The 22,732-nt window shown below is 69.2% G+C and carries 21 protein-coding genes and 1 tRNA gene; 11 read left to right on the top strand and 11 right to left on the bottom strand.

Annotated features, from left to right (window positions below; genetic code table 11):
* Positions 1-209: 209 nt before the first annotated feature.
* A tRNA-Cys gene (locus ACQUSM_RS10370) sits at positions 210-285 on the top strand.
* A 114-nt stretch (positions 286-399) separates the two neighbouring features.
* On the opposite strand, the gene ACQUSM_RS10365 is transcribed toward ACQUSM_RS10370, so the two are convergent.
* On the bottom strand, positions 400-867 hold the full coding sequence (locus tag ACQUSM_RS10365) for a nucleotidyltransferase domain-containing protein (RefSeq protein WP_435118242.1): 468 nt from the start codon (positions 865-867) through the stop codon (positions 400-402).
* Positions 868-869: 2 nt separating this feature from the next.
* The gene (locus ACQUSM_RS10360) at positions 870-1,319 is read right to left on the bottom strand and encodes a universal stress protein (protein ID WP_435118240.1); all 450 of its coding nucleotides are present in this window, start codon (positions 1,317-1,319) and stop codon (positions 870-872) included.
* Positions 1,320-1,424: 105 nt separating this feature from the next.
* Between ACQUSM_RS10360 and ACQUSM_RS10355 the strand changes: the two genes are divergently transcribed.
* Positions 1,425-1,928 carry a hypothetical protein gene (locus ACQUSM_RS10355; RefSeq protein ID WP_435118238.1) on the top strand — a complete coding sequence of 168 codons (504 nt, stop codon included), beginning with the start codon at positions 1,425-1,427 and terminating at the stop codon, positions 1,926-1,928.
* A gap of 12 nt (positions 1,929-1,940) precedes the next feature.
* On the opposite strand, the gene ACQUSM_RS10350 is transcribed toward ACQUSM_RS10355, so the two are convergent.
* From ACQUSM_RS10350 to ACQUSM_RS10325, 6 genes are all read right to left on the bottom strand, one after another.
* A complete protein-coding gene (locus ACQUSM_RS10350; protein WP_435118236.1) occupies positions 1,941-2,315 on the bottom strand; it encodes a CHY zinc finger protein in 375 nt (124 codons plus the stop codon).
* An 87-nt stretch (positions 2,316-2,402) separates the two neighbouring features.
* Entirely contained in the window at positions 2,403-2,987 is a 585-nt protein-coding gene (locus tag ACQUSM_RS10345) for a 2Fe-2S iron-sulfur cluster-binding protein (RefSeq protein ID WP_435118235.1), read from the bottom strand.
* Positions 2,988-3,049: 62 nt separating this feature from the next.
* On the bottom strand, positions 3,050-5,209 hold the full coding sequence (gene ligA, locus ACQUSM_RS10340) for an NAD-dependent DNA ligase LigA (RefSeq protein ID WP_435118233.1): 2,160 nt from the start codon (positions 5,207-5,209) through the stop codon (positions 3,050-3,052).
* 50 nt (positions 5,210-5,259) lie between these two features.
* Positions 5,260-5,928: an MBL fold metallo-hydrolase gene (locus ACQUSM_RS10335; protein WP_435118231.1), complete on the bottom strand. Its 669-nt coding sequence runs from the start codon at positions 5,926-5,928 to the stop codon at positions 5,260-5,262.
* Between the two features lie 69 nt (positions 5,929-5,997).
* Positions 5,998-6,606 carry an SIMPL domain-containing protein gene (locus tag ACQUSM_RS10330; protein WP_435118229.1) on the bottom strand — a complete coding sequence of 203 codons (609 nt, stop codon included), beginning with the start codon at positions 6,604-6,606 and terminating at the stop codon, positions 5,998-6,000.
* A 45-nt stretch (positions 6,607-6,651) separates the two neighbouring features.
* A complete protein-coding gene (locus tag ACQUSM_RS10325; protein WP_435118227.1) occupies positions 6,652-7,563 on the bottom strand; it encodes a serine/threonine-protein kinase RIO2 in 912 nt (303 codons plus the stop codon).
* 350 nt (positions 7,564-7,913) lie between these two features.
* On the opposite strand from ACQUSM_RS10325, the gene ACQUSM_RS10320 reads away from it, so the two are divergent.
* The 6 genes from ACQUSM_RS10320 (at position 7,914) to ACQUSM_RS10295 (ending at position 13,752) form a co-directional block, all read left to right on the top strand.
* Positions 7,914-8,732, top strand: a complete 819-nt coding sequence (locus ACQUSM_RS10320) for a lipoate--protein ligase family protein (protein ID WP_435118225.1) — start codon at positions 7,914-7,916, stop codon at positions 8,730-8,732.
* Positions 8,733-8,805: 73 nt separating this feature from the next.
* The gene (locus ACQUSM_RS10315; RefSeq protein ID WP_435118221.1) at positions 8,806-9,636 is read left to right on the top strand and encodes a deoxyribonuclease IV; all 831 of its coding nucleotides are present in this window, start codon (positions 8,806-8,808) and stop codon (positions 9,634-9,636) included.
* A gap of 67 nt (positions 9,637-9,703) precedes the next feature.
* Positions 9,704-11,680: a hypothetical protein gene (locus tag ACQUSM_RS10310; protein WP_435118218.1), complete on the top strand. Its 1,977-nt coding sequence runs from the start codon at positions 9,704-9,706 to the stop codon at positions 11,678-11,680.
* A 44-nt stretch (positions 11,681-11,724) separates the two neighbouring features.
* Positions 11,725-12,576, top strand: coding sequence for an NEW3 domain-containing protein (locus ACQUSM_RS10305; protein ID WP_435118216.1), 852 nt, complete (start codon positions 11,725-11,727; stop codon positions 12,574-12,576).
* 50 nt (positions 12,577-12,626) lie between these two features.
* On the top strand, positions 12,627-13,415 hold the full coding sequence (locus tag ACQUSM_RS10300; RefSeq protein WP_435118213.1) for a class I SAM-dependent methyltransferase: 789 nt from the start codon (positions 12,627-12,629) through the stop codon (positions 13,413-13,415).
* A 46-nt stretch (positions 13,416-13,461) separates the two neighbouring features.
* The gene (locus ACQUSM_RS10295; protein ID WP_435118211.1) at positions 13,462-13,752 is read left to right on the top strand and encodes a hypothetical protein; all 291 of its coding nucleotides are present in this window, start codon (positions 13,462-13,464) and stop codon (positions 13,750-13,752) included.
* Here ACQUSM_RS10295 and ncsA read toward each other — a convergent pair whose 3' ends face one another.
* Positions 13,753-14,718, bottom strand: coding sequence for a tRNA 2-thiolation protein NcsA (gene ncsA, locus ACQUSM_RS10290; protein ID WP_435118208.1), 966 nt, complete (start codon positions 14,716-14,718; stop codon positions 13,753-13,755).
* 220 nt (positions 14,719-14,938) lie between these two features.
* Here ncsA and ACQUSM_RS10285 point away from each other — a divergent pair, with 220 nt between their 5' ends.
* Entirely contained in the window at positions 14,939-17,521 is a 2,583-nt protein-coding gene (locus ACQUSM_RS10285; RefSeq protein WP_435118206.1) for a heavy metal translocating P-type ATPase, read from the top strand.
* Between the two features lie 464 nt (positions 17,522-17,985).
* Here the strand turns inward: ACQUSM_RS10285 and ACQUSM_RS10280 are convergent, their stop codons facing one another.
* On the bottom strand, positions 17,986-18,951 hold the full coding sequence (locus ACQUSM_RS10280) for a transcription initiation factor IIB (RefSeq protein ID WP_435118204.1): 966 nt from the start codon (positions 18,949-18,951) through the stop codon (positions 17,986-17,988).
* Positions 18,952-19,187: 236 nt separating this feature from the next.
* Positions 19,188-20,003 (bottom strand): SAMP-activating enzyme E1, encoded by an 816-nt coding sequence (ubaA, locus tag ACQUSM_RS10275; protein WP_435118202.1) that lies wholly within the window; start codon positions 20,001-20,003, stop codon positions 19,188-19,190.
* Between the two features lie 260 nt (positions 20,004-20,263).
* On the opposite strand from ubaA, the gene ACQUSM_RS10270 reads away from it, so the two are divergent.
* Positions 20,264-21,439: a YeeE/YedE family protein gene (locus tag ACQUSM_RS10270; protein WP_435118199.1), complete on the top strand. Its 1,176-nt coding sequence runs from the start codon at positions 20,264-20,266 to the stop codon at positions 21,437-21,439.
* 47 nt (positions 21,440-21,486) lie between these two features.
* The gene (locus tag ACQUSM_RS10265) at positions 21,487-22,491 is read left to right on the top strand and encodes an NADP-dependent oxidoreductase (protein ID WP_435118198.1); all 1,005 of its coding nucleotides are present in this window, start codon (positions 21,487-21,489) and stop codon (positions 22,489-22,491) included.
* Positions 22,492-22,732 lie beyond the last annotated feature (241 nt).

Genomic DNA, 22,732 nt, shown 5'->3' with positions numbered 1-22,732 from the left:
CACGGAAGTTAAGCTCACCTACGTGTGGGCGAGTACTGGCGTGGGCGACCCGCTGGGAAAGTGCACTCGCCGTCTCTTCATTCATTGCGGTATTCTCGTCTTGTCGAGCGGTGAGCGAGTCGATCGCTCCCCGTTCGTACTCTTCCGACACACAGCGAAAGCGCCCGATACGGTACGCTTAAACGATTGAGTGTCCAACCACCAATCGCGCCAAGGTGGCAGAGTTCGGCCTAACGCAGCGGCCTGCAGAGCCGCCCATCGCCGGTTCAAATCCGGCCCTTGGCTTACTACTGACGACGATTGACGAGTAGCGCCAGCCGTCGCGACCGTCTCTATTCGTTCGAGGACCGTGACGAGATTCTCCGTCGATGAGAGTTCGGATATCCGGACGAACCCCGACTACCGATCCGCGTGCGCGGCGAGCAGTTCCGCGCGCTCGTGTCGTCCCAGTCGCTCGTAGGCGTCGGCCTCGTACTCGAGCGAGAGCACCGGCACCGATCGCCCGTCGAGATCGACGAACGCCCGGTGTGGCTCGATCTCGACCGGCGGTTCCCACGTCCCGTCGGGGCGCCGCTTCTGGACTGCGCCCATGATCTCGACCCGCAGTCCGTGCAGTTCGACTGCACCGAAGTGGGACGCGATACGTTCGGTCGCCGAGTGTGAGACGGGATCGAGAACTCGGTCGGCGAACGCCTCCTCGATCGCGTACGCGCCGGCCGCGGTCGTCTGCACGTCGATGTCGTCGGGCTCGACGGGGACGCCCTGGAGCGCGAAGCTGGCGCTGCCGGTCAGCGCCCACGGCACCTCGTCCAGTCGGGCTGCCAGCGTTTCGATCGCGTCCCGGTACTGCCCGTCGAGCGGCGGCACCGCTACGCTTCGACCTCGGTCTTCTCCACCAGCACGGGCCGCTCCGTCAGTCGAAGCACCCGGTCGGTAACGCTGCCCAGCAGCGCGCGGTACTCGTCGGGTCGGCGTTTCGTCCCGAGCACGAGCAGGTCGGCGTCGGTCTCGTCGGCGTAGTCGACGATCGTGTTCGAGGGGCGACCGTGCCGGAGCGTTTCGACGCAGTCGACGCCGGCGTCGCTCGCGCGCTTCCGGACGCCCGCGGTCGTCTCCTCGCCGTGTTCCTCGAGCGCGTGCTCGGGACCTTCGGCCTCGTCGACGTACTCGTCGCCGCTGTAGGCGTTGTAGACGGTCTCGTCGACGACGTACAGCACGTGGAGTTCGGCGTCGTGTGCGGCAGCGAGCTCGATCGCGTGGGACTCGGCGTCCGTCGAGGCGGCAGTTCCGTCGGTCGACAGCAGGATTCGGTCGTACATTCGTCCAGACGTTACACTGACAGCTACAAATTACCTCGGCATCGGGGCCGGCGATCGTCGCCCAAAGAGGAACCGTTTTTACGCCGGGTCTACCACCATCAGGACATGCAACGACGCGCTGTGGCAGTCGCCGCCGCCCTCTTCCTGATCGTGGGGGCGCTGTCGCTCGGACTGGTCCTCACTTCCGAGGCACCGGCGCTCAATGCGGCGGACGACTCGGTCTACCAGGAAGGTGACGAGTTCACCGTCGGCGACCGGACGTACACCGTCGCGACGGTCGAGGCGAGCGAGTCCAGCGGCGGCGGCCACGGTGGTGGGGGCGGCGTGACGTACGAGGCAGTGATCGAGTGGCAGAACGAGACCGGGGCGACCCAGAGCGCCTCGGTCGGCCAGCACGGCAACGTCACGCTCTCCGGCGAGACGTTCTTCGCCCACTTCGAGTCGGGCGAGGAGGTCGTCATCTCGTCGAACTTCGAGACGCTCCGGCAGTACAACACCGCGACCGAGCAGTACCAGGAGCACACCAACGGGCTCTGGGGCGTCAGCATCCTCACCGGCTCGACGCTCATCCTCCTGCTCGGGATGGCGTACCTCCCCTCGCGGTACTGAACGGCCTCGTTTTCACGCCGCCGTTTCGAACAGTTCTTCGGCGAAGTAGCGGTCGTAGTGTCGCCGACAGCCGGGGTTGAACTCCGCGCCACAGTCCGGACAGCGGTCGTCGCAGTCGACGTACTCCGCGACGGTCAGCACCGTCCCGCAGACGCCACACAGCACCGCGTCGGCGCTCTCGTCCTCGGTCGGTGAGCGCCCCGCCGCGTCGTCGCCCCACCGTTCGGGCTCGTGGTCGGCGGCCGCGAGGTGACACTCGTAACACGGGTAGAACGTTTCACAGCACGGGAACCGGATCGCGATCACGTCGAGCTCGCTGTCGTAGTGGCGACACCGCGTCTCTGGGCCGACGTCGACGCCGCGGACCGTGTGGCCGTGGACATCCATGCGTGACACTCGGGCGTCCTGTCACAAGGGCGCATCGGCGCACCGGCTGTCCGGGCGGGGAGGTGTCGAAGAAGAACCGTGCCGCAGTCAGGGTGCTTCGCCCGTCTCCAGCGTGAAGTCGTCACGCGGGTAGGCGACGCAGGTCAGCGTGTAGCCGTTCTCGAGCTCCTCGTCGGAGAGCATCTCCTGGTTGTCGTGCTCGACGAAGTCCTCGCTCGGGCCGTCCTGAATCTGCCCGGCACAGGAGACACACTGCCCCTGCCGGCAGGCGTAGGGGAGGTCGAACCCCTCGTCCTCGCCGGAGTCGAGGATGGGCTGGTTGTTCGGGAGCTCCACCGTCTCGCCCTGCTTGGTGAACTCCACTTCGAAGTACTCCACCTCGTCCTCGGGGATGTCCCCGGGCCCCGAGCTACCGGCGTCGGTCTCACCTTCGAGCTCGCCCTCCTCGGCGGCCTCGCCACCGACCGCGGCCGCGGGCGCGCCCCCGCCACCGATGGATCGGTTGTACGGCTCCGGGAACTCCGTCTCGGGCACGCTCGCGGCCCGGCGTTCGAGCACCTCCTCGGAGATATCCGGGGCGGACTCCCACTCCGTGCCGCGGACGTAGTGGAACACCGCGACCGCCCCGCTGAGGACGACGGCGAGCCCCAGCGCGGTCGTGTTCACAGCCATACTCGGGATTATTGGTTGCCCGGGTTAAGGTGGTTGTGATTCCGCGCGTCGGCTGCCGGCGTTCACTCGGGTGGATACTCGATCCCGCGGTCGTCGAGGAGCTCCGCGAACCCGTCCTCGTCGACGATCGGCACGTCCTCGGCCGCCGCGTCCTCGCGTTTCGTCCGTCCGGGATCGTCGCCGGCGACGAGGTAGTCGGTGTTGCCCGACACCGAACTCGTCGCGTTCGCGCCGTGGGCCTCGACCAGCGACTGCGCCTCGTCGCGCGTGACCGAGAGCGAGCCCGTGAACACGAACGTCAGCCCGTCGAGTTCGTCGCCCGCGGTCGTCGACTCGGGTGGTTCGGGCTCGACGCCGGCCTCGCGTAGGCGCTCGATCACTCGGCGGTTGCGCTCGTTCCCGAAGAACTCCGCGACGTGAGTGGCGACCGTCGGGCCGAACCCTTCCACCTCCCGGATCTCGGCCTCGTCGGCCGCCATCAGGCCGTCGAGATCGCCGAACGCCGCCGCCAACTCCGACGCCATCGTCGGCCCGACCTCGGGGATCCCCAGCGCGGAGAGAAAGGCCCCCAGCGACGGCGACTTCGAGTCCTCGATCTCCTCGCGGAGCTTCTCGGCGCTTCTCTCGCCCCAGCCCTCCAGTTCTGCCAGTTCCGCGGCGTCGATCGCGTAGAGGTCGGCGATCGACTCCTCGATCAGCCCAGCCTCGACCAGCTGATCCGCCGCCTCTTCGCCGAGCCCCTCGATGTCCAGTCCGCTGTCGCCGGCGTAGTGCTCGACGGACCGCTTGAGCTGGGCCGGACAGGAGAGCCCGCCCGTACAGAACCGCAGCGGGCCGTCCGCCTCCACGTCGCTGCCACAGACCGGGCACTCGTCGGGCAGTTCGAAGTGGCCCGCGGAGTTGTCCTCGACGACCTCGTCGACGTACGGGATCACGTCGCCCGCGCGCTCGACCGTCACCACGTCCCCCACGCCGACGCCCAGTTCGGCGATCTCGGACTGGTTGTGGAGGCTGGCCCGCGAGACCGTCACCCCGCCCACGTCGACGGGATCGAGCAGCGCGACCGGGGTGAGTCGGCCGGTCCGACCGACCTGCACGACGATGTCGGCGATCCGGGTCTCCTCGGTGCGGGCGGGGAACTTGTAGGCGTACGCCCATCGGTAGTGCCGCGAGGTGGTGCCCAACTGCCGGCACTGATCGCGGTCGTTCACCTTCAGCACGGTGCCGTCGATCTCGTAGTCGAGCTCCTCCCGGACCGCTTGGAGATCGTTCCGGAACGCGATCGCGTCGTCGACGCCGTCGACCAGTTCGTGGCGGTCGTTGACCTGCAGCCCCCACTCCGGCAGCTGCTGGTGTTCGTCCCAGTGGGTGTCGATCCCGTCGAGCGCCAGCCCACCCACGGAGGCGGCCTCCTCGCCGTTCTCGGGGCCGATCTCCTCGATCGGCGCGGGCTCCTCCTCGATCCACAGCACGTCGTAGAAGAAGCAGTCGAGCGGGCGCTCGGCGGTCACCGAGGGGTCCAACTGTCGCAGGCTGCCAGCGGCGGCGTTGCGGGGGTTCGCGAACGGCTCGTCCCCCCGTTCGACGCGCTCGCGGTTGTGTTCCTGGAACCCCGACAGCGGCATGTGGATCTCCCCGCGAACGACCAGCACCGCGGGCGGGTCGCCGCGCAGGCGTTGGGGGACCGACGCGATCGTCCGGACGTTCTCGGTCACGTCGTCGCCGGTCTCGCCGTCGCCCCGCGTCGCCGCGCGCTCGAAGCGCCCCTCGACGTAGATTATCTCGATCGAGAGCCCGTCGAACTTCGGCTCACAGACGTAGTCGACCGCGGCGTCGTCGCCGAGTTCGCGGCGAACGCGGTCGTCGAACGCCCGCACGTCCTCGGCCTCGCCCGAGGAGTCGATCGACAGCAGCGGCACCACGAGATCGACGCTCTCCAGTTCGTCCATCGGCTCGCCGCCGACGCGCCGCGTCGGCGACCCCTCGGTGTCGAGGTCGAACGCCGACTCCAGCGTCTGGAGGCGCTGGAACAGCTCGTCGTACGCACGGTCGGAGATGACGGGGTCGTTCTCGACGTAGTAGCGGTAGTCGTGGTAGCGGATCGCCTCGCGGAGCTGTTCGGCCTGCTCGCGGGCCTCGTCGGTCGAGAGCGCCTCGGTCGGCGCGAACTCGGTGTCGGGCTCCCGGACGTAGGGGTTGTCCGCGGGCGCGTCCTCGGTCATGGCTCGGGCTGGGGCGGGCGGCGTGAAAAACGGTCCCGTCGGCGCGGGCGCTACTCGCCGTTCGCGATCTCGCGGACCCGGTCGTCGCCCGCTTCGACGTAGCCGCCGTGGAAACAGATCGTGTGGTCGAACTCGAGTTCGCCGAGCAGCGCGACCGACTCCATCGCCCGCTCCATGTCGGGGGTGTGCTGCTCGGCGGGCCCGTGGAGCTCGCCGTCGGCGGCGGTCAGCGCGTCGCCCGCGATCAGCAGGTCGGCCTCGGGCAGGTGGAACGAGCTGTGGCCGGGCGCGTGACCGAACGTCTCGACCAGTTCGAGCGGGCCGGCGAGCGTGCTGAAGCCGACGCCGTCGATGAGCTCCACGTCGACGCGGGCCGGCGGGTAGCGCTCGTCGTCGGATTTGACCGGGAACTTCCGGCCGTCGACGTAGGGGGCCTCGGCCCAGTGGGCGAACGTCGGCGCGCCCGTGCGGTCCTGCACGGTCGCGAGTGCGCCCGCGTGGTCGCCGTCGTGGTGGGTGAGCACGACGAACCGCACGTCGTCGAGCCCGAACCCGTGCTCCCCGAGCGCGGCGTCGAGCTCGTCGGCGTACCCGGGCAGCGTCGTGTCGAACAGGATCAGCCCCTCCTCGGTCTCGACGGCGGTCGGCGTGAACGTCCGTTCGGCGCCGCCGAGGTCGAGCGTCACGGGCAGGCTGTAAACGTGGTCGGTGATCTCCATGCGCCGCCGTTGGAGCCGACGGGTGGTAGAACTGACGGCGGCGGCCCGTCGGCGGGTTCGGGGAGGTCGCTACTCCAGTTCGTACGTGGCGTCGACGCTGGCGGTGAACTCGATCTGCCCGGCCGGCACGCCGGCGCTGACCTCGGTCGCCAGCGCCTCCTCGACGATGCTGTCGAACCCCATCGTCTCCTTCGTGGCGAGGCTGACGACCGGCCCGAGCGCGTGCCCGTCGGCGGCCGCGACGATCTCGGCCTGCGCTCGGGCGTTCTCCGTGGCGGCGGCCAAGAGTTCCTCGCGGAGCTCCTCGCGCCGGGACTCGGTCACGCGGGGCTCCGTCCGGGTCACCGTCCCCCCGGCGGCCGCGACGGCGTTCGCAATGTCGTCGCCGGGGAGCCCGTCACACCGGAGTTCGACGGTCGCGCTGGCGACGTACGGGTCGTCGCAGTCGGGGTCGAACAGCTCGTCGGCCGAGGTGACCGAGCGCCCGGTGATGCCGTCCTTCGCGTCGTCGACGGCGTCGGGGAGCTCCCGGTCGAGCTCGGCGAGCCGGTCCTCGACCCGGCGCTGTGCGCCCGACACCGTCTCGCCGTACCCTTCGACTTCGACGACGAACACCGCGTACTCCGGCTCGGTTTCGACGGCGGCCTTCCCGGTGACTTCGACGGTCGGACTGCTCATACTCATGTTGGTGAAGCGAACGGTATACGCTTTCGGGCGAGAAGCCTACGCCTCGAACTTCGCGACGCTCCCGAACTCGCCGTCCCGGATAGCTTTCGCTAGCGCCCGGGTGTCGACCTCGTCGGGCATCTCCTGTGGGTACTTCTGTCGGAAGAAGCCGACGACGTTCTCCACGTCGCGTTCGAGCAGCTCGTCGGCGTTCTCGTGGTCGGTCGCGACCGCCTGCGGCCAGTCGAACACCGTCACGCCGCTCTCGGCGACGGCGACGTTGTGCTGGCTCATGTCGGCGTGGACGTAGCCCGCCGCGTAGGCGTCGCGGATCTCCCGGAGCACGAGGTCGCAGACGCCGACGACCTGCTCGCTGGGCAGCGACGCTCGCTTGAGTTCGACGCCCTCGAACTTCTCCATCAGGATCGCGTGGCGGTTCTGATCGACGGGTCGCGGGACGGACACGTCGGGGTAGAGGTCGGTGAGCACCTCGTGCTCGCGCTCGGCCGCTTTCCGGGCGGTGTAGAACCACGAGACGTGGTTGCGGTCGGCGGTGTACTCCCGCTCCTTGTCGACTTTCCGGAACTCCGTGTAGCCTTCGCGGTGGAACTTCAGCGCCATCGGCTCGTAGGACTGCACCTCGTACACGTCGCTCTCCTTCCCCACCCCGAGGGAGGCGCCCATCCCCTCGATCGTGCCGCGTTCCGAGAAGGCTCGGAGGGCGAGGCAGTCGTACCCCTCGAACGTGAGGCGGTACCCCTCGTACTGGATCGTCTTGCGCTCGATCAGTTCCCGGTCGGCACAGCGATCGATCCGGTAGTCGACCTCCTCGGCGGTCATGTCGGCGTACTCGGGGAGCTTCTCGCGCTGGACCCACTCCGAGAAGCGCATCCCCTGTTCGAGCCCGGAGAGGAGGTAGAAGTCCTCGGGTTCGAGCTCGGCCATCACGCTCGCGACGTTGCCGACCATACGTGGATTCCGTGTTGCGTGGGAAAAAGGGTGCCGCGTTCTTCGTCTGATTCGTTCTCTTTGGTGCAGCGACGACGGTTGTCAGCTACTGGAACGCTGGAGTCAGCAACACCGTGAAAGCCCCTGCCTGCTCCGGTCGGGGGGCTCGCTGCGCGCGTTCGTTCGCTTCGCTCACTCACGTGCTTACTTCGCCCGCCGTCCCGGAGCAGGCAGCCCCTTTCAGTCCCGCCCGGACTGCACAGCCCACACACCTCCCCAGCCGACTCGCTCCCTTCGGTCGCTCGCGCACGGAGGCGCGACCGCTTCGCGCCACCGCAACCGCTTTTCCCGCTCCCCCCTCACTCCGACCCATGACCGACCACGCCGACCGGGAGTGGCGGCTGATCCGCGAGGAGGCCCGCCCCGGCCCGCTGCAGATGGCGCTGGACGAGGTGGCCGCCGAGACCGCGGCCGCCGGCGGGCCACGAACGGTCCGTGTGTACCGCTGGGCGCCGTCCTGTCTCTCGATGGGGTACGGACAGGCCGTCGAGACCGTGGACTGGGACCACTGCGAGGCGGCGGGCGTCGACGTGACCCGGCGGCAGACGGGCGGCGGCGGCATCTACCACGACAACGAGGGCGACATCGCGTACTCGATCGCCGCGCCCGCCGACGAGCTCCCGGGCGAACTGATCGAGAGCTACCACGAGCTCTGCCCGCCGATCCTCGACGCGTTCGCGCGGCTGGGAATCGACGCCGACTTCGTCGAGGAGGAGCGCCCGCCGATCTACGAGCCCGCCTGTTACCTCCGCGGGCTTCACCCCGCCCACGACGTAGTGAGCGACGGCGGCGCGGGCCGCAAGCTGGCCGGGAACGCCCAGTACCGCCGGAAGGACGCCGTGATCCAGCACGGCTCGATCACCTACGACGCCCGGCCCGAGGCCCACCTCGCGGTCTTTTCGAACCCCGACGTGACCGTCGAGCAGTTCGAGGAGCGCGTGGCAGGGATCACCGACCTCGTCGACGCGAGCCGCCCCGAGGCCGTCGACGCCTTCGAGAGCGCGCTTTCGGAGTGGGCCGACGCCGACGAAGGAAGCTGGACCGACGAGGAGCTGGCGCGCGGCCGGGAGATCGCGGCCGAGAAGTACGAACACGACGCGTGGGTCCGCGAGCGCGACGCGGAGCGGTAGCGCGACATCGTCCGGTTGCCGGCCGCTCCCCCGCCTTCGAACCGCTTTTGGGAGTCGCTCGCGCAGTCGAACCATGCTCAAGATCGGCGCACACGTCTCGATCGCCGGCGGCGTGGACAACGCGGTCGAGCGACAGGTCGAGATCGGCGGCAACTGCGGGCAGGTGTTCACCCACTCGCCGCAGGTCTGGGACCACGGCAGCATCGAGGACGACGAGGCCGAACAGTTCCGCGAGGAGACCGAGGCGGAGCTCGCCGGTCCGTGGGTGATCCACTCCTCCTACCTCGTGAACCTCTGTACGCCGAAGGAGGATCTCCGGGAGAAGAGCCGCGACTCGATGCAGCAGGAGGTCGACGCGGCCGACCGCCTCGGCATCGAGTACGTGAACGTCCACCTCGGCGCCCACACCGGCGCGGGCGTCGAGGGCGGCATCGAGAACGCCGCGAACGTGATCGACAGCCTCGACGTGCCCGACGGCGTGACCGTCCTGGTCGAGAGCGACGCGGGCAGCGGCACCAAGCTCGGCGGCCAGTTCGAGCATCTCGCGAGCGTGATCGATCAGACCGACGAGGAGATCGGCGTCTGTCTCGACACCGCCCACATGTTCGCGGCGGGCTACGACCTCTCGACGCCCGAGGCCGTCGACGAGACGGTCGCAGAGTTCGACGACGTGGTCGGGACCGAGTACCTCCACTGCATCCACCTCAACGACTCCAAACACGAGTGCGGCACCAACAAGGACGAGCACGCCCACATCGGCGACGGCCACATCGGCGACGACGGCATGCGCCGGATACTCAACCACCCCGAGTGGCGCGACCAGCCGTTCGTGCTGGAGACGCCGACGGAGGACGGCCGCAGCTTCGCGTGGAACGTCGAGCACGTCCGGGAGCTCCGAGAGTAGCTGTCACGCCCCAAGTAACACATATACGTCTCTACCGACTCGCTCCTCCCATGTATCGGGGGCAGCGATGACGCGGGCCGCGGTGTCGTTCTCGTTCTCGGACGGCCAGCTGACGGTCCGTGACGAGGCCGGCGGCGGCGAGATGACCCTCACCGTCGACGGCGACGCGACCCCCACACCGGCGACCGACGCGTGGTTCGACGTGCCGGTCGACGACGCGGTGAGCGTGCCGAGTTCGTCGATCGAGATCCACGGTGGGGCCTCCGCCCAGATCCGCTGCCCCGACGGCGAACACTACGGGGCGATCGACGACGGCGAGTTCACGATCCCCGGCGAGGCGTACGTCGACATCGACGCCGCGCTCAAACTGCTCGTGTACGTCGACGGCGAGATCACCGGACGGCTGGTGGGCGGCGGGGAGAACCCCGAGTCGCTGCTCGTGACTGTCGGCGAGCAGTCCCAGGTCGTCGTCGGCGCTCGCTCCTACCACGAGGCGCCGGTCGCCACGCTGTCGGTGACCGACGACCCCGAGGACCTGATGACGGCAGCGTCGTACCTCGGCTCCGCGATCAAGGAGTGGTCGGCCGAGCGCTCGTGGCCGACGCTCCGGGGCCACCCGCCGGCGATCGAACACGGCGAGGAACTCCACGTCCCCGACGATCTCTCCAAGCCCGAACCCGACGTGACGGTTGCCGTCCCCCGGAACACGGCCGACGTGCTCCGGGTGACGCCGCTCGCCCACTACTTCGGCGCCGACGTGGTGCCCGGCGACCGCGCGGAGCTCCGACTCGGCAGCCAGCACGTCGAGCCGCTGGGGACGGGCGCGGATCTGGAGCGGTCGGTCGACGACCTGCTCGGCCACGCGCTCGTGCTCGACAGCCTCGTCCGCATCGGCGGCTACTACTCCATGCCACGCTACGAGTACGACGAGCTCGGGCCCGAACTCCCGTTCTACCCGCCGGAGCTGTACGACGAGCCGATCCACCGACAGCTGCTCGAGTACCTCGAAGTGCCGTTCGACACGGTGGCCCCGTACGTGCCGGACTGGCCGGCTGTCGGGACGCTCCGGCCGACGGCGACCGACGCCGAAGCGGTGCCGTACCTCCTGAACACGCTCGCCCGCGTCCACGTCACCGACGACGGAATCCCGCGAACGCCCGCCGACGCCGAGAAGCCGGTCGACCTCTCGACCAGTCCCGACGTTCCCCAGCACGTCGCCGCCCTCCCGCCCGCTGCCCGTACCCGTGCGAACGCCCACGAGCGCCGACCCGCCGAGGGCGCCGCCGTGCTGTTCGTGGGGTTCGATCAGCCGGAAGGGGACCACTTCGCCGCGGTCGACTGGGAACGGTTCGATCTCGACGAGCCGCCGACCGCCGACTACCGATCCGCCGTCACCCGCGACGAACTCCGTGCGTTGCTCCGGGAGCCGTACGCCCACGTCCACTACGCGGCCGACGTCACGCAGTCGGGGTTCGTCTGCGCCGACGGCGTACTCGGGTTCGACGAGCTCCCCGACGGCACCGTCGGATCCGTGACGTTCCGGTGGGGGCGGCCGTCGACGGAGGGGATAACCGGCCTCCACGACGCCGTCTCGGTCGCCTGTCTGACCGACGAGTCGCTCTCGTTCGAGGCCGCACAGGAGCTCGCGGTGTACCTCGTGCTCGGCTGTTCGGTCGCGTCCAGCGCCCGCCTCGCGGGCGTCGATGGAGTTCGGTACCTCGGCATTCCCACGCTCGCGGTCGCGCGCCGCCCCGTCGGCCACCCGCCGCTCGTTTCCCGGATCGAGCGCGTCGGCGACGAGGAGTACCACGTCTCCGCTCGGCTCGACTCCCACGAACACGATCCCGTCGGCCGGGTCGCCGCCCTCCGCGCCCAGAAGGCGCCGAGCACCTACCAGCTCGCGGGCACCCGGCAGCTGTTCGACGAGCCCGTCTCCCGGGAGGAGCTGTCGACGTATCTCACGCACGACAGCATCTTCCGGTTCGACTGGTGCTCGGAGGCCGAGCAGACGCCGTCGGTGCCCGACGACCTGCTGCCGGAGTAGCCCGCTTCCGAGGGAGACTTACGACGGCGCGCCCAACACCGCCTATGCGACCGCTCCTCCTCGTCGCGCTGCTCTCGCTGGTCGTCGCGCCCGCGGCGGGCGCCGGGACCGCCGCGGCGTCGGCGCCGGCAGCCCAGACCGACACCACGCTGTCGGGCACCGTCAGCTACCTGAACGGCACCGCCGTCGCGGACGCGACGGTGATCGTCGGCAGCGAGGCCCGCCTCGGCGACGCCACCGAGGCCGAACTCCGCGAGATCGCGGCCGACCCGCCCGAGGGCGTCGTCACGGCGACGACCAACGACTCCGGCGGCTACGAGCTGACGGTCCCCGGCGAGATCGACGCCGAGGTCGTCGTCGCCGTCGCCGACGACGGCGCGAGCCCGCCACGGAACTACGTCGCCGGCGAGATGGATCTCACAGTCCGCACGACCGCGACGCTCTCTTTCGAGCCGGGCGAGGTGACCGCCGAGCCGGGCGAGCGCGTCTACGTGCCGTTCTCGCTGACCAACACCGGCGACCAGCCCGTCGAGGGACTCTCGCTCTCGCTCACGCTGCCGGAGGGGTGGAACCACGTTTCGGCGAGTTCCGAGACCGGGACGTACCACCAGAGCAACCGGACGTTCACTTGGCGGACCGTCGAGCCCGGCGAGCGCGTCGAGGCGGAGTTCCGGATATTCGTCGGGCTGAACGCGATCAACGACTCGGCGGAGACGTACGAGCTCGCGTCGTTCGCCGACAGCCGCACCCACCCGATCCGGGTGCCAGCGGCGGCGGTCACCGTCCGCTACCCGACCGAGGCGACGCAGGCGGATATCCCCGGCTTCGGTCCGACGGCCGCGATCGCGGCGATCGCCGCCCTCGCCGGCGCGGCCGCGCTCGCTCGCCGGGACTGATCGCCCGTCCGACCGACCCGTTTTTCCTCGCCGCGCCCCGACCGCCGGCCGTGCGGGAGTTCACTCCGGAGTATCTCGACCACACGCGCCGCGGGATGTGGGAGTCGACCGCGGCGCTCGAACCGCTGGATCTCGGGCGCCGCGAGCGCGTGCTCGACGCCGGCTGTGGGACGGGCGAACTCGCTCGCGTGCTCGCGGCCGAGACCCCCGGCGAGGTCGTCGGCGTCGACGCCGACACGGAGCTGCTGGCGGTCGCCCGCGAACGGACCGGCATCCCGACGATCGCCGGCGACGCGACGCGGCTGCCGCTTCGCGACGATGCGGCCGATCTCGCGGTCTGTCAGGCGCTGCTGATCAACCTCCCCGACCCCGCCGCGGCGGTGCGGGAGTTCGCCCGCGTCTCCGACGACCTCGTCGCGGCGATCGAGCCGAACAACGCGGCCGTGGAGGTGTCATCGACCGTCGACGCCGAGGAGCGACTGGAGCGGGAGGTGCGGGCGGCGTACCTCGCAGGCGTCGAGACGGACGTGGCGATGGGCGAGCGCGTCGCCGACCTGTTCGAGGACGCCGGGATCGAGGTGGTCGACCGCCGGACCTACGAGCACGAGAAGCTGGTCGAACCGCCGTACAGCGAGCCGGCGATGGAGAGTGCCGCCCGGAAGGCCAGCGGCGCGGGCATCGCCGAACACGAACGGGAGCTTCGCAACGCGGGCGCGGACTACGACGAGCTCCGGGCTGCGTGGCGGGAGATGGGCCGGACGGTCGTCGACGAGATGGGCGAGGCGACGTATCGCCGCCGCGAGGTGGTGCCGTTCGAGGTGACCGTGGGGCGGGTCTGACTCGCGTCCCCGACTATTTTACCGCTTCCACGGGAGCTACTCCCCGATGCCCTCCCGAATCAGCGAGATCGTGTTCAGCGAACCGTCCGGGCGCCTCCACTCGATCGTCATGTTCGCGAGCGCCACCTTCTTCCTCGGGTTCTACGCCTACGCCCACGCCGACACCTCGGCGGGGTGGCTCCTCGTCATGGCGGCCGGGAACGTGCTGTCCGGGATCGCGGAGTCGCTCCCGGCGGACCGACGGCGCGCGGCCGGCGCCTTCCGGATCGCGGCGGTCTCGGTGCTTCTCTGTCTGTTGATCGGGATGGTGGTCGCGCCCGAACTCGTCGTCGGGTAGCTACACCGCTTCCATCGACGCCAGCAGCCGACACTTCCGGCAGACGTCCGCCGAGGTCGTCGAGCCACACTCCTCGCACTCGCCGAGGTTCCCCGCCTCGTCGCCGCCGTACGCCTCGGCGGCCAACTCGGCGAGCTCCTCGTACCCCGACATGATCGAGTGGCGCGTCCCGGGGTGGTTCTCCTCCAGTTTCAGCAGCAGCTCCTGTATCTCCCCGCGGTACGCCTCGCTGGCGTGGGGGCACTCGGTGATGTGGGCCGGCAGGTCGTTCACGTGGGCGTACAGCGCCACCTCCTTCTCGGGAATGTCCCGCAGCGGCTTGGCCCGCGGGACGAACGAGTCGCTCTCCTCGCGGTCGTCGAAGCCGCCGATGGAGGCGTCGAAGTGCTTGGCCACCTGCTTCACGTCGCCCTCGAGGAAGTTCATCAGCGCCGTCTGGGCCTCGTCGTCGAGGTTGTGGCCCGTCAGCAGCTTGTCGGCGTCCAGCTTCTCGGCGTACTCCTCCAGCAGGTCACGGCGGAACACGCCGCAGTACGCACAGGGCGCCATGTTCTCGGGGTCGTCCTCGACAACGTCGTCCATCCGCACGCCGAACTCCTCCTCGTAGCCGACGACCTCGTGGGCGATCCCCAGCTCCTCGGTCAGCTCCTCGCTGGCGGCCAGCGACTCGTCGCGGTACCCTTCGATCCCCTCGTGGATCGACAGCGCCACCAGTTCGATCCGGGGGTCCTCGCCGAACGTGTCCGCGAGGATCTCCGTCAGCACGACCGAGTCCTTCCCGCCGGAGAGCCCGATCACCCACGTCTCCGGGTCCTCGGGCGTCGCCTCGCGGGAGACGAGGCTGTCCTCGCGCACCCGGCGGCGCACCCGCTTCTCGACCGACCGCGTGAAGTGCTCCTCGCAGAGATGCGCCCCGGAGTAGGCGGCGTGCATCACCGCCTCGGAGCCGCACCGGTCACAGTCCATTTGTCGGCGGTAGCCGACCGCCGGGGATACGGGTTTCGCTCGGCGGGGCCGCGGCGGCTCGCCGTTTTCCCGCTCCATCACCCCATCGCCCTCCCAACAGTACCACCCTGGCGCGATCGAAACCGGGGGTTTGCTTTGGTTTCCAAAATCTGAGCGCGTTCGAGCGTTGGTTCTGAAGGCGCAAACGCACTAAGGGAGGAGCCCCTACACGTACCTAACCATGGGAACACGCACAGCACAACTGAACGTCACGGGGATGTCCTGCGCCAACTGTTCGGCGACGGTCGGCGAGGCGCTGGACGAACTCGACGGCGTCGTCGAGGCGAACGTCAACTACGCCACCGACGAGGGGTCCGTCGAGTACGACCCCGAGGAAGTATCGCTCGGCGAAATCTACGACGCCGTCGAGGCGGCCGGCTACGGCGTCGTCTCGGAGACGGCGACGATCGCCATCTCCGACATGTCGTGTGCGAACTGCGCCGACACGAACGAGAAAGCGCTGGAGGGCGTGCCGGGCGTCGTCGACGCCGAAGTGAACTACGCGACCGACGAGGCGCAGGTCACCTACAACCCCGAGGATGCCTCGCTCGCGGCGATGTACGACGCGATCGAGGACGCGGGGTACACGCCGGTCCGCGAGGACGGCGACGACGAGGGCGAGTCCGCCCGCGACGCGGCCCGAAACGAAGAGATCCGCAAACAGCGCCGGCTCACGCTGTTCGGTGCCGCGCTGTCGGCCCCGCTGCTGTTCTTCCTGCTCGAACACTTCTTCTTCGATAGCCTGCTCGCCGACTCACTGTTCGGCGTGCCGCTGGGCTGGGTGATGTTCGGGCTCGCGACGCCCGTGCAGGTCGTGCTCGGCCGGCCGTTCTACAGGAACTCCTACAAGGCGCTCGTCACGAACGGCCGCGCCAACATGGACGTGCTGATCGCGCTCGGCTCCACCACCGCGTACGTCTACTCCGTCGCGGCGCTTTTGGACCTGATCGCGGGCAGCCTCTACTTCGACACCGCGGCGCTGATCCTCGTGTTCATCACGCTCGGCAACTACCTCGAAGCCCGCTCGAAGGGGCAGGCCGGCGAGGCGCTGCGGACGCTGCTGGAGATGGAGGCCGACACCGCGACCGTCGTCGACGACGAGGGGAACGAGGAGGAGATCCCCCTCGAGGACGTGGAAGTCGGCGACCGGATGAAGGTCCGGCCGGGCGAGCAGATCCCGACCGACGGCGTGGTCGTCGACGGGCAGTCCGCGGTCGACGAGTCGATGGTGACAGGGGAGTCCGTCCCCGTCGAGAAGACCGAGGGCGACGAGGTCGTCGGCTCGACCATCAACGAGAACGGCGTGCTGGTCGTCGAGGCGACGAAAGTCGGCGCGGACACGGCGCTCCAGCAGATCGTGCAGACGGTGAAGGAGGCCCAGTCCCGCCAGCCCGACATCCAGAACCTCGCGGACCGCATCTCCGCGTACTTCGTGCCGGCGGTGATCGCGAACGCCCTGTTCTGGGGCGTCGTCTGGTACCTGTTCCCCGGGACGCTGGCCGGCCTCGTGAACGCGCTCCCGCTGTGGGGGCTGGTCGCCGGCGGCCCGGCGATCGCGGGCGGGACGGTCTCGGTGTTCGAGTTCGCGATCGTCGTGTTCGCGTCGGCGGTGCTGATCGCCTGCCCCTGCGCGCTGGGGCTCGCGACGCCCGCGGCGACGATGGTCGGGACGACCATCGGCGCCCAGAACGGCGTGCTGTTCAAGGGCGGTGACGTGCTCGAACGCGCGAAGGACGTCGATACGGTCGTGTTCGACAAGACAGGGACGCTCACCGAGGGCGAGATGGAGCTCACCGACGTGGTGGTGTTCGACGCTCCCCGCGCCGACGGCGACGCCGCACCGGACGGCGGGCAGCTAACCGAACGCGAGCGGCTCGACGAGGACGACGTGCTGCGGCTCGCGGCGACGGCCGAGAGCGGCAGCGAGCACCCGCTGGCTCGCGCGATCGTCGACGGCGCCGAGGAACGCGGGATCGAGGTCGGCTCGGCCGAGGAGTTCGAGAACGTTCCCGGCCACGGCGTCCGGGCGACGGTCGACGGGAGCGAGGTGCTGGTCGGCAACCGGAAGCTGCTCCGGGACAATGGCGTCGACCCCGAGCCCGCCGCCGAGACGATGGAACGACTCGAAGGGGAGGGGAAGACGGCGATGCTGGTCGCCTACGAGGGCGATCTCGTGGGCGTCGTCGCCGACGCCGACACCGTGAAAGAGAGCGCGAAGTCGGCGGTGAGCCAGCTCCGCGAGCGCGGGCTCGACGTGATGATGCTCACCGGCGACAACGAGCGGACCGCCCGCGCGGTCGCCGAACAGGTCGGGATCGACCCCGACAACGTCCGCGCGGAGGTGCTGCCCGAGGACAAGTCCGACGCGGTCGAAGCGATTCAGGAGCAGGACCGGCAGGCGATGATGGTCGGCGACGGCGTCAACGACGCCCCCGCGCTCGCGGTCGCGTACGTCGGGACCGCGATCGGTTCGGGGACGGACGTGGCGATCGAGGCCGCCGACGTGACGCTGATGCGCGACGACCCCGTCGACGTGGTGAAGACGATCCGGATCTCCGACGCGACGCTGCAGAAGATTAAGCAGAACCTCGTCTGGGCGCTGGGCTACAACACGGCGATGATCCCGCTGGCGTCGCTGGGGCTGCTCCAGCCGGTACTCGCCGCGGGCGCGATGGCGATCTCGTCGGTGTCGGTGCTGACGAACAGTCTGCTGTTCCGGCGGTACGACCCCGAGGAGGATTACGAACTGCTGGGGCTGCGCTAGGGGGTGTTCCCTCTCCTTCGTTCGTTTCTGTTGATATTCTCGAGACCGATCGGTGTTTGATATCGGTAAGTACAGCAACCTCTTTTACCGGGGTCCTCCCTCGCTTTGCTCGGTCGAACCCCGGTAAAACCCGTTCATGCCAAAAGCCGGACCCTCCCTCCGGTCGGGTCCGGAGAACCGCTCGCTTCGCTCGCGGATGCTGCTCAGGAGAGTTACTCACCGCGAACGAGCGAAGCGAGTGAGCGGCCAAGAGCCGACCGGAGGGAGGCTCGTAGGCTTTTGGTCGAGCTTTTGCAAGGGCCCTCCGGGGCCCGCAGCAAAAGGTCGGTTTGCAGTGCTACTTATCAGCTGTTTCACCGCCGGATTCGACGATTCGGATTTCGTCGCGGACGAAGGGAGTAGGTTCGGCGAAGAAGCCACAGACGCGTCGATTATCGCCGCCGGCCGTCGATCTCCACGTCCGTTCAGGCGGCGCTCGCGGTCGGCCCCGTCTCCGCGGCCTGCAGCAGCTCCTGGTAGCGGTTGCGGATCGTGACCTCGCTCATGTCCGTCGCCGCGCTGACCTCGCTCTGGGTGAGCGCGTTGTTGGTCAGCACGCCCGCGGCGTAGATCGCGGCCGCGGCCAGCCCCACGGGCGACTTGCCCGAGTGGACGTTCTGGGCCTTGGCGGTCTCGAGCAGCTCGCGGGCGCGGCGCTCGGTCTCGTCGTCGAGCTCCAGATCGCTCGCGAACCGCGGGAGGTACTCCAGCGGGTCCGCGGGCTGGACCTCGAGCTTCAGCTCCCGCACGATGTAGCGGTAGGCGCGCTTGAACGTCGCCTGATCGACGCGGGAGACGGCGCTCATCTCGTCGAGGCTGCGGGGGACGTTCCCCATCCGTGCGGCGGCGTGGAGGGAGGCGGTCGCGATCCCCTCGATCGAGCGGCCGGGCAGCAGGTCCTGATCGAGCGCCTGTCGGTAGATCACCGACGCGGTCTCGCGGACGTTCTCCGGCAGCCCGAGCGCGGAGGCCATGCGGTCGATCTCGCCGAGGGCCTGCTTGAGGTTGCGCTCCTTGTGGTCGCGGGTGCGGAACCGCTCGTTCCACGTCCGCAGGCGCTGCATCTTCTCGCGCTGGCTGGCCGAGAGCTGGTTGCCGTAGGCGTCCTTGTTCTGCCAGCCGATGTTGGTCGACAGGCCGTCGTCGTGCATCATCTTCGTCGTCGGGGCGCCGACGCGGGACTTCTGGTCCTTCTCGCCGGCGTCGAACGCACGCCACTCGGGCCCGCGGTCGATGGCGTCTTCGTCGACGACGAGGCCACAGTCCGCACAGACCGTCTCGGCCTGTGACTCGTCGGTCTCGAGGTCGCCACCGCACTCGGGGCAGTGGTGCTCCTGCTCGTTCTCTGCCCGCTCGGTCTCGGCTTCGCGGTGGGTGGTGTTGGTGCTCATTGGATCGGAACCGAAGTGATACCCGGCTCGGTGCCGGGCTGTCTTCACTCTAGGGTAGGAGAGAAAAGTATATAACTCTTTTGCCCGCTTCGATACCGCTTCTCACGCTGCTACCGGCCGATTTTGGCATGTAGAATCGATACAGACCGACCGATAGCTTCTTACGTGGTATAACCTTGGGTAAGCCTCACACGGACGCCACGCTGGGCGGGAGTTTCGGCCACGAAGAGGGAGGATCAGTCGCCGGCGATCTCACAGCCGCCGTCGTAGTCGACGCCGGACAGCGAGTCGATGCCGTCGTCGCCACAGACCGGGCAGTCGGGGTTCTCGCGGTACGGCACGGTCTCGAAGCTGAGCTCCCGGGCGTCGTAGAACAGCAGCCGGCCCGAGAGCGCGTCGCCGAGCCCGAGCAGCACCTTCACCGCCTCGGTCGCCTGCAGGCAGCCGACGGTGCCGGGCAGCACCCCCAGCACGCCCGTCGTCGCACAGTCCGGCACCGTGCCCGGCTCGGGCGGTTCGGGGAACAGACAGCGGTAGCACGGCCCGTCGGGAGTGAGCGTGGTGATCTGCCCCTCGAACTTGTAGATCGCGCCGTGACACAGCGGGACGCCTTCGATCCTGCAGGCGTCGTTGAGCATGTACCGCGTGGGGAAGTTGTCGGTGCAGTCGACCACCACGTCGTACTCCGTCACGAGCTCCCGGGCCTCGTCCGGCGCGATCCGGCGTTCCATCGCCTCCACGTCCACGTCGGGGTTGAGTTCGGCCACGAACTCGGCGGCGCTCTCGGCCTTGGGCCGCCCCACGTCGGCGTCGCGGTGGATGATCTGGCGCTGGAGGTTCGAGCGCTCCACAACGTCGTCGTCGACGATGCCGAGGTGGCCCACGCCCGCGGCCGCGAGGTACTGGATCACGGGCGCGCCGAGCCCCCCGGCGCCGACGACCAGCGCGCTGCCTTCCAGCAGGCGCTTCTGCCCCTCGGGCCCCACGTCGTCGAGGATGATGTGCCGGGAGTAGCGGTCGAGCTGCGTGGCGTCGAGCGAGAGGTCGGTCATGGAGCCGTGTTCGGGTCCGGCGAGGGTTAAGCGTACGGACGGTGGCGAACCCGACACGGCACCGTTCGCCGCCGGACTCCCGCCTTTACAGGCAATTATTGCCGTAGGCGCCGATCACGGTTTTCGCCGGTATCGAACGCAATCCCGGCGGAAACGGGCGATACGGCTGGATACGCCCGCTGTGGCGTGCACTCGATCGAGGCGCGATCACCCGCGGCGGCGCCGTTCATACCCCTCGGGCAGGTAGCGGTGCTCACCCAATGGACTCGACGTTACTCGTCGCGTTGACCGTCGGCCTCGGGCTCGGCGTGTTCCTACAGAAGGGGCGGTTCTGCTTCGTGCACGCGTTCCGCGACCTCTTCGCGTTCAAGGACACCCGGGTCACGAAGGGCGTGCTGGCGGCGACGACGCTGACGATGGTTTTCTGGAGCATCGCGTACTCGCTGGGCTACTACCAGGGGTTCTGGACCCCGGGCTGGGGGCTGACCGGCCTGTTCGGCGGCTTCGTCTTCGGCGTCGGGATGACGTACGCCGGGGGCTGTGCGACGGGCACGCTGTACCGCGCCGGGCAGGGCTACCTCCACTTCTGGCTCACGCTGCTGTTCATGGGCGTCGGCTACGTCGCGTTCACGGTCGCCTACCCCACGCTCCAGAGCACCTACTTCGCGCCGCTGACGTTCGGCGAGGGGATGACGCTGTTCGAAACCTCGCCCATCCCGGCGCCCGCGCTGGCGCTGCTGATCGCGGCGGTCGTCGTGCTCGTGTACGCCACCATCGTCGGACGCAACGCGGCGGGCGGCGAGGGTCGCAGCGGCGAAGCCCTCGCCGACGGCGGCGTCCCGTCGGCGCGCTCGGCGCCCGTCGCGGGCCTGCAGTCGTTCGTCCGCGGCACTCGCGCGTACGCGGACGGTCTCCGCGAGGCGTGGCGCGATCCGATCGCGAACAGCAAGCGGCCGTGGGACCCCCGGACCGCCGCGCTGGGGATCACCGCGCTCGCGGTCGTCTGGTTCACGCAGGTCTCCATCGTCGGCGTCACCGGTCCCGAAGCGCGCTGGGCGGGCTACCTGCTGAACCTCACGGGCGTCGACGCCGGCTCGTTCGAGTACTGGGGCTCGGTGCTGTTCCAGGGCGCCGGCGTCACGCTCACCGTCGACATGGTGATGATCGCGGCCGTGATCGGCGGCGCGTTCCTCGCGTCGCTCTGGAGCGGCGACTTCTCGATCCGCGTCCCGAAGCGCCGCCGCCTCCCGAACGCGGTGTTCGGCGGCTTCCTCATGGGCGCGGGCTCCCGGCTGGCGCCGGGCTGTAACATCGGCAACATCTACTCCGGGCTCGCGGAGCTGTCGGTCCACTCCTTCATCGCCACGGTGGGGATCGTCGCGGGCGTCTACGTCATGACCCACTGGCTCTACCGCGACGTGGGCTGTGCGATCTAGCGTGTCGGCGCCGTAGCCTCCTTCCCGGCGGCGCCCCACGTCCCTGTATGGTTACGACAGCGCGCTACTTCCTCGCGGAGCGACCCGACGGCGTGCCGGACGACGACACGTTCGACCGGCGGACGGTCGAACTCGACGACCCCGCACCCGGCGAGGCGCTCGTCAAACTCCGCTACCTCTCGGTCGACCCGTACATGCGCGGCCGGATGGACGCCGGCGAGTCCTACGCTGAACCGTGGGAGGTCGACGAACCACTGCAGGGCGGCGCGGTCGGCGAAGTCGTCGACGAGACGGGCACCGAGTTCGAGTCCGGCGACACCGTCGTCGGCAACATGTCCTGGTCGGAGTACCACCTCGCCGACGGCGACGACCTCCAGCGCATCGAGACCGGCGCGCTTCCGGTGTCGACCGCGCTAGGCGTGCTGGGCATGCCGGGCCGGACGGCGTACTTCGGCACGCGCGAGGTGCTCGAACCTCGTGCCGGCGATACGGTGGTCGTCAGCGCCGCCGCCGGCGCGGTGGGGTCGGTGGTGGGCCAGCTCGCGAAGCTGCAGGGCGCCCGCGTCGTCGGCTTCGCGGGTAGCGACGAGAAGTGCGAAGTGGTCGAGGACGAGTTCGGCTTCGACGCCTGCATCAACTACAAAGCGACCGACGACTACGTCGCGGCGCTCGCGGAGGCCGCACCCGGGGGCGTCGACGGCTACTTCGACAACGTCGGCGGCCCGATCACCGACGCGGTGTTCAGCCACCTGAACGTCGACGCCCGCGTGGCGGTGTGCGGGCAGATCGCGCTGTACAACGCCGAGGAGACCCCGACCGGCCCGCGGAAGCTGGGGAAGCTGATCGAGACCCGCGCTCGGGTCGAAGGGCTGCTCGTCGGCGACTTCGCGCCGCGGTTCGAGCAGGCCACCGCGGATCTCGCGGAGTGGGTGGCGGCGGGCGAGATCGAGTACCGCGAGACGGTGACCGAGGGGCTGGAGAACGCCCCCGACGCCTTCCTGGGGCTGTTCGAAGGCGAGAACGTCGGGAAGCAGGTGGTGCGAGTCGAGTAAGGTCTACGGTGGTTTCGTAGTTGCTCCTTCGACGACAGCCGCGAACAGCAGCTCACTCGTAGACCACTTGCGACCGCACCGCCCCGTACAGCCCACGAGTCTCCCCAACCGATTCGCTCGTTCGCTGCGCTCACTCGCTCATCCCTCGCGCTCGGGTCGCGCACGGAGGCGCGACCGTTTCGCGCCGACCGCACAGCAGCAGCTACTCGGTCTGCATCGAAAGAAAACGGACCAGTGATCG

It is taken from the genome of Halolamina sp. C58 (genome assembly GCF_051195095.1).
GTDB lineage: Archaea > Halobacteriota > Halobacteria > Halobacteriales > Haloferacaceae > Halolamina.
The sequence above is the reverse complement of the archived record's forward strand: the minus strand, read 5'-3'. Positions and strand labels throughout refer to the sequence as shown.